The 4,184-nt window shown below is 62.3% G+C and carries 3 protein-coding genes and 1 pseudogene; 3 read left to right on the top strand and 1 reads right to left on the bottom strand.

From position 1 onward, the window contains the following. The 3 genes and pseudogenes from A2J01_RS20850 to A2J01_RS20840 form a co-directional block, all read left to right on the top strand. Positions 1 to 1,204, top strand: a 1,204-nt coding sequence (locus A2J01_RS20850) for a WS/DGAT domain-containing protein (RefSeq protein WP_064113482.1), incomplete at its 5' end; no start/stop codon positions are given. 20 nt (positions 1,205 to 1,224) lie between these two features. Then, entirely contained in the window at positions 1,225 to 1,788 is a 564-nt protein-coding gene (locus A2J01_RS20845) for a mismatch-specific DNA-glycosylase (protein ID WP_064113481.1), read from the top strand. 53 nt (positions 1,789 to 1,841) lie between these two features. After that, a pseudogene (locus A2J01_RS20840) lies at positions 1,842 to 2,192 on the top strand (hypothetical protein). 60 nt (positions 2,193 to 2,252) lie between these two features. On the opposite strand, the gene A2J01_RS20835 reads toward A2J01_RS20840, so the two are convergent. Continuing rightward, a complete protein-coding gene (locus A2J01_RS20835) occupies positions 2,253 to 3,950 on the bottom strand; it encodes a fumarate hydratase (RefSeq protein ID WP_007726313.1) in 1,698 nt (565 codons plus the stop codon). Positions 3,951 to 4,184 lie beyond the last annotated feature (234 nt).

Raw genomic sequence — 4,184 nt, 5'->3', positions numbered from 1 at the left:
AGCGTCGCTCATCCCGGATCTCAATGTTCGGATACGCGAATCACCGTGGCACCTCGACTATCCGCTCTGGGAGCCTATGCCGGTCGATGCCTCGTTGGTGAGAGTGCATGAGCTGCCCGAAAACTCGTGGCTCTCGTGCATTCACGGCATCGAGAAGCTACTCGAAAACCACGTCGACCCACGCGAGTCCCCGTGGACGCTGCACCTGTTTCACGGCGTCACCGGCGTGCCGCGCTGCAGTGGCCCGGCGCTGATCGCAGTTCTGCAGGTCGCTCATTCTCTGGCGGACGGCAAACGCGCGTCGGCGATTGCTCGCCAGCTGTTCTCGCCGCAACCGCCCGCGAAGCAGATGACGGACGTGCGGCGTAGCGGATCAGCCGAGATTTTGGGCCGCGCCGCCCTGCGCCTTCCGGGTCAACTTGTTTCGCTGTTCCGCGACGGCCGGGCGGGGCACCGAGCGCAGTTACAGCTGCAGGCGGACACCGAATCGGGAGTTGTTGCGCCGCAGGCGGCGAGCCGTCCCAAGGTGCGCTCGAACATCCCTCCCGGACCGCACCGACTGGTGCGCATGGTCGTGCGGGACAGCGCAGATTTCCGTGGCGACGGCGTATCCGTCACAGTCGGAGCGATGACAGCCATCTCGGTAGCGATGGCGAACTACCTCACCGAGCGAGACGGCTCGGTACCGCCCGAATTGGGAGCTGAGGTGACCATCGCCAAGGCAGGTACACCCACGGCGCGCAATCACTTCCGCAATGCAGGTGTCGGACTGTTCCCGGAAGTCGATGATCTTCGTGAGCGAGCCCAACTGATCAAGGAGTCGATGGACGAGCGTCGCGCACGTGCGTCCCATCCATCCAGCGCAGCGTCGGATCTCGCGCTGAACGCGGTTCCCGGCCCGCTGGTCCGTTGGGGCGTGCAGCAATACGATTTCACGGCAGTACCCGACGAGGTCACTGGAAACACCGTGGTGTCGAGTGTCGCGCGCGGTGACGCGGATCTGGTGCTCGGAGGCGGCGTCGTTCGGTTCACAGCGGGCTTCCCGAGTTTGTCGCCGGTCATGTCGTTGACCCACGGCGTACACGGGATCGGGGACACTGTGACGATCAGCATCACCAGCAGTCCGGCCTCGATCCCGGACATCGATGTGTACGAGCAGATGATGCATGACGCGATCGACGAGGTGCGCGAAGCACTGTCGTGACGGCCTGATGTACTGGCAGCATGGGATTCACGCGTGCCGAACTGGAATCGTTCCGAGACGCCGAGATCGACGATCTGGTCGGGCCGAATTGTCGTCTGTTGGTCGTCGGTATCAATCCGGGACTGTGGACGGCGGCGACCGGCGCGCATTTCGCCAGGCCGGGTAATCGGTTCTACCCGGCACTGCTGAGGGCAGGCATCATCGAGCGTCCGATCGATCCTTCCGCGGGTATGTCGGACGCCGATACGCAGCACCTGATCGATCGCGGCGTCGGTATCACCAATCTCGCCGTTCGCGCGACGGCCAGAGCCGACGAGTTGACGGCGGAGGAACTTGCCGCCGGGGGAGTGCGGGTCCGGGCGGTCGTGCGTGCGACAAAACCGAAAGTGGTTGCCTTCGCCGGAATCACCGCCTATCGCACTGCTTTCGCTGACAAACGAGCCAAGGCGGGGCGGCAGGATCAGCCTTTCGAAGATGCTGCTCTGTGGATCGTGCCCAATCCCAGTGGGCTGAACGCACACGAGACGGTGGATACGTTGGCCGCCAAATACCGTTCTGCTGCAGCCGAAGCCGGGATATTCTGACAGGAACTCTCAGTTCCGTTCGCCTGGAACGAAGTACGGGATAGAGTAGTCGTATGTCTGTTCTTTACAACGTCTTTGTAGTGATTCACCTACTCGGTATGGCTGCCCTGGTCGGTAGCTACTTCACCGTCCTCAAGGCTCCTTCGATCACCGAGGTCATGGTGTGGGGCGCCAGGATGCAGTTCGTGTCCGGCCTGATCATCGTGGGGTTGGGTGAAGGCGCCCTGGACAAGAACTACATTCCCGCGAAAATTGCTGTGAAGCTGGTGCTTTCGCTGGTCATCGTGGCGCTTGCCGAGATCACCCGGGCGAAGCAGAAGTAGGGCCAGCCCAATCCGAATCTGGTACACGTCGTCGGCGGTTTGTCGATCGTGACCGTATTCGTGGCCGCGCTCTGGACCTGACAAAGACACAAAAGAGCCCCGGCGATCGAAACTCGCCGGGGCTCTTTGCTGTTGACGTGTCTACAGACCCGGGCGCTTGCCGATCGTCAGGGTCACTTCACCGGTGTGCGCAAAGAAGTCGTTGCCCTTGTCGTCGACGACGATGAAGGCGGGGAAGTCCTCGACGTCGATCTTCCAGACGGCTTCCATTCCCAGTTCGGCGTACTCGAGGATGTCGACCTTCTTGATGCAGTCGAGCGCCAGGCGAGCGGCCGGTCCACCGATCGACCCGAGGTAGAAACCGCCGTGCGAGTTGCAGGCGTCGGTGACCTGCTTGGAGCGGTTTCCCTTGGCGAGCATGATCATCGAGCCACCGGCGGCCTGGAACTGCTCGACGTACGAGTCCATACGGCCGGCCGTGGTCGGGCCGAACGAACCGGATGCCATACCGTCGGGCGTCTTGGCGGGGCCGGCGTAGTACACCGGGTGATCCTTGAGGTACTGCGGCATCTCTTCGCCTGCGTCGAGGCGTTCCTTGATCTTGGCGTGCGCGATGTCGCGTGCCACGACGAGCGGACCGGTCAAGGAGAGACGAGTCTTCACCGGGTGCTTGGAGAGCTCGGCGAGGATCTCCGACATCGGCTTGGTCAGATCGATCTTGACCGCAGCGCCCTTGCCGGTACCCGAAATGCCATCCGTCTCTTCGTCGAGCTGAGCGTCCGTGACCTCGGGCAGGAAACGGCCCGGGTTGAATTCGAGCTGTTCCAGGAACACGCCCTCCGGGGTGATCTTGGCCTTCGCCTGTCGATCTGCCGAGCAGGACACCGCAATGGCGACGGGCAACGAAGCGCCGTGGCGGGGGAGTCGGACGACGCGGACGTCGTGGCAGAAGTACTTGCCGCCGAACTGTGCTCCGATACCGATCTTCTGCGTCAGCTCGAAAACCTTCTTCTCGAGCTCGTGATCGCGGAAGCCGCGACCCGTGATGGCGCCTTCGGTGGGCAATTCGTCGAGATAGTGCGCCGACGCGTACTTCGCCGTCTTCATCGCGAACTCGGCCGAAGTACCGCCGACGACGATTGCAAGGTGGTAGGGCGGGCAGGCTGCGGTGCCGAGTGAGCGGATCTTCGCCTCGAGGAACTGCATCATCGAGTCGGGATTGAGGATCGCTTTGGTTTCCTGGTACAGGTAGGACTTGTTGGCGCTTCCGCCGCCCTTGGCCATGAAGAGGAACTTGTACGAGTTCTCGTGTCCGGCAGCAGTATCGGCGTACAGCTCGATCTGCGCGGGCAAGTTGTTGCCGGTGTTCTTCTCGTCCCACATCGTGATGGGGGCGTTCTGCGAGTAGCGCAGGTTCAGACGCGTGTAGGCGTCGTAGACACCGCGGGCAATGGACTTCTCGTCGTCGCCGGGGGTGAGCACATGCTGTCCACGCTTGCCCATGACGATGGCGGTTCCGGTGTCCTGGCACATCGGCAGAACGCCGGCAGCGGCGATATTGGCGTTCTTGAGCAGATCGAGCGCGACGAACTTGTCGTTGTTCGACGCTTCGGGATCGTCGAGGATGCTCGCGAGTTGCGTCAGGTGATCCGTGCGCAGGTAATGAGAGATGTCGTGCAGCGCCGTTTCGGTCAGCAAGCGCATCGCTTCCGGCTCGACCTGCAGGAAGGTGCGGCCGTCCGGTCCCTCGACTGTCGACACCCCTTCGGTGGTGAGCAATCGGTACTCGGTGGTGTCATCACCGATCGGCAACAGGTCCTCATAGAGGAAGTCGGCCATCATCTCTCCTGAACAAGGGTGCGTGCGAAGGTCGCATTCAGGTTATCGTTGGGGGTTTCCTTCTCCGAATCGGGGCGGGTGTGAGCTGGAATTATCCGGATGCCACTGGCTCGATCAAGATACTTCGACCAGTTCGGAGAGCTCGACGCCGCGAAATTCGGCAAGTATTTCGGCCTGCTGGGCCACTGCTGCGCGGGCCGATCGTGACCACGTTCCCCACGGGGTGATCGCGAC

The sequence above is a fragment of the Rhodococcus sp. EPR-134 genome (genome assembly GCF_001647205.1).
Classification (GTDB): Bacteria; Actinomycetota; Actinomycetes; order Mycobacteriales; family Mycobacteriaceae; genus Rhodococcus_F; species Rhodococcus_F qingshengii.
The sequence above is the reverse complement of the archived record's forward strand: the minus strand, read 5'-3'. Positions and strand labels throughout refer to the sequence as shown.

Excerpts from the sequence above, each read along its gene's own strand:
- A2J01_RS20835 (WP_007726313.1), bottom strand. The coding sequence starts at position 3,950 with ATGGCCGACTTCCTCTATGAGGACCTGTTGCCGATCGGTGATGACACC.
- A2J01_RS20845 (WP_064113481.1), top strand. The coding sequence starts at position 1,225 with ATGGGATTCACGCGTGCCGAACTGGAATCGTTCCGAGACGCCGAGATC.